Origin of the sequence: Kitasatospora sp. NPDC056783 (assembly GCF_042789895.1) — a bacterium.
Lineage (GTDB): Bacteria > Actinomycetota > Actinomycetes > Streptomycetales > Streptomycetaceae > Kitasatospora.
In genome coordinates, this window is record NZ_JBHUAF010000646.1 from 1 (window position 1) to 2,349 (window position 2,349).

The 2,349-nt window shown below is 70.3% G+C and carries 3 protein-coding genes; all 3 read right to left on the minus strand.

Annotated features, from left to right (window positions below; translation table 11 throughout):
• Positions 1-138: 138 nt before the first annotated feature.
• Positions 139-489 carry a 50S ribosomal protein L19 gene (gene rplS / locus ACFRMQ_RS40205; protein WP_030243502.1) on the minus strand — a complete coding sequence of 117 codons (351 nt, stop codon included), beginning with the start codon at positions 487-489 and terminating at the stop codon, positions 139-141.
• Positions 490-643: 154 nt separating this feature from the next.
• Complete coding sequence (trmD, locus tag ACFRMQ_RS40210) at positions 644-1,462, minus strand: tRNA (guanosine(37)-N1)-methyltransferase TrmD (protein WP_380735865.1); 819 nt, start codon at positions 1,460-1,462, stop codon at positions 644-646.
• A 143-nt stretch (positions 1,463-1,605) separates the two neighbouring features.
• Positions 1,606-2,196: a ribosome maturation factor RimM gene (gene rimM / locus ACFRMQ_RS40215; RefSeq protein WP_380735864.1), complete on the minus strand. Its 591-nt coding sequence runs from the start codon at positions 2,194-2,196 to the stop codon at positions 1,606-1,608.
• Between the last annotated feature and the right edge of the window lie 153 nt (positions 2,197-2,349).

Genomic DNA, 2,349 nt, shown 5'->3' on the forward strand with positions numbered 1-2,349 from the left:
GTCCGCACCGGTGGGTGCGGGACTGCCGTCGCGGTCCGCGGGTGGTTCATGCGTGCTCATCGGGGGGTGAGCTTACCTTGCGGTCGTTCGACCCCTTCCGAGCGTTCCGATCCCCCGGCGAGGCCGGGGGCCGGTGGATCAGCGGTCGCGCTTCTCCTTGATCTTCGCGGCCTTGCCGCGGAGGTCACGCAGGTAGTACAGCTTGGCGCGGCGAACCGCACCGCGGGTGACGACCTCGATCTTCTCGACGACCGGGGTGTGCACCGGGAAGGTGCGCTCCACGCCGACGTTGAAGCTGACCTTGCGAACGGTGAAGGTCTCGCCGACACCGGCGCCGTGGCGACGGATGACGACGCCCTGGAAGACCTGGACACGAGAGCGGTTGCCCTCGATGACCCGGACGTGGACCTTCAGGGTGTCACCGGCGCGGAAGGCCGGGATGTCGGTACGCAGCGAGGCCGCGTCGACAGCAGCGAGCTTGTTGCTCATGTTGCTCTCCATCGCAGGCGCCACGGGCCGCCCACGGAAAATCGTCACAATGGGGTCTGCTGCGGGCCGCATCGGCTGACGACGATCCCCCCGTGGCGAGGGCGCCGGTCCACGTGTCCCCTACGGAAGGGAACCAGCGACAGACAGCAGCCGCCTATTCTTCCACATCAGCGGTCGCGGACCGAAATCGGCCGAGCTTCTCGTCCCAGACCAGGCCGAGGATGCTCAGCGCCTCCCGCTCCTTCTTGTCGAAGGCGCCGTACTGCCAGCGCTCGACCAGGTCCGGCCTGTTCTCCAGGGTCCGGGCGAAGGCCTGCTCGCGCCGCCAGCGGGCGATCTTGCCGTGATTGCCGCTGAGCAGCACCTCCGGCACCGTCCGGCCGCGCCACTCGGCGGGCTTGGTGTAGACCGGGCCCTCCAGCAGGTCGGCCATCGCACCCGGCGCGAAGGAGTCGTCACGGTGGGACTCGGCGTTGCCGAGCACTCCGGGCAGCAGCCGGGCGATCGCCTCGACCATCACCAGCACCGCGACCTCGCCACCGGCCAGCACGTAGTCGCCGATCGAGGCCTCGACCACCGGCATCCGGGTGGCCGCTTCCTCGATCACCCGACGGTCGATGCCCTCGTACCGCGCGGGGGTGAAGGCCAGCCAGGGGCGCCCGGCCAGCTCCTGGGCGAGCTCCTGGGTGAACGGGCGTCCGCTCGGGGTCGGCACGACCAGCGTGGGCAACTGGCCCTCGGGCCCACCCGCGATCACCGCGTCCAGCGCCTCGCCCCACGGCTCGGGCTTCATCACCATGCCGGGGCCGCCGCCGTACGGGCTGTCGTCCACCGTGCGGTGCACGTCATGGGTCCAGGAGCGCAGGTCGTGGACGTGCACGTCCAGCTGACCGCGGGCGCGGGCCTTGCCGACCAGCGAGATGTCCAGCGGCTCCAGGTACTCGGGGAAGATCGTGACGACGTCGATCCGCATACCGCTCTGCACGCCACTCGACGCGACGCCACCGGCCGCCTCGACGCCCTCCCCGGCTTCGACGCCGTCCTCGGACCCGGCCCCGACCTCGGCCCCGACCTCGGCCCCGACCTCGACACGCCCCTCGGCGCTCTCCCGACCGGTCACTCCGACTCCTCCGAACCCTCGGCGGACTCAGCCGGCTCGGCGGACTCGGCGGAGGACGTCCCCACGACCTCGGCCTGCTCCGGGTCGATCAGCCCGGCCGGCGGGGTGATCACAGCGCGCTGGTTCTCCAGGTCGATGGTCGGCACGATCTGGCTGACGAAGGGCACCAGCACCTCCGTCCCATCGGCCTTCTCGACCGTGAGCAGGTCCTGGTACGGCAGATGAAGCACCTCGGTCAGCTCGCCGACCAGGGTGCCGTCCAGCAGCACCACGTCCAGGCCGATCAGCTGGTGGTCGTAGTACTCCTCCGGGTCATCGGGACGTTCCTCCGGGTCGACCTCGGAGATGAGCACGGTGCCGCGGAGGGCCTCGGCCGCGTTGCGGTCCTTGACGCCGGCGAAGCGCAGCAGCAGCCGACCGCTGTGCACCCGGCCGGACTCGACGGTCAGCGGTCCGGTCGACGCGGGGTCGGTGAGCAGGACAGCACCCGGGCCGAGCCGGAGTTCCGGCTCGTCGGTGCGGACCTCGACACTGACGTCCCCCCTGATGCCGTGGGCACGGCCGATCTTGCCGACGACGAGCTGCACGGTGATCGTTCTCCTGGAGTTCCTGAGCCGATACGAAAAGCGACGGGCTGCGAAGCGCTGATGCGACGGGGCACTGGTGCGACGAAGCGGTGACGCGAGGGAAATGCGGACGGAAATGCGAAAAAGGCCGACCGGGACGACATGCGTCCCGGT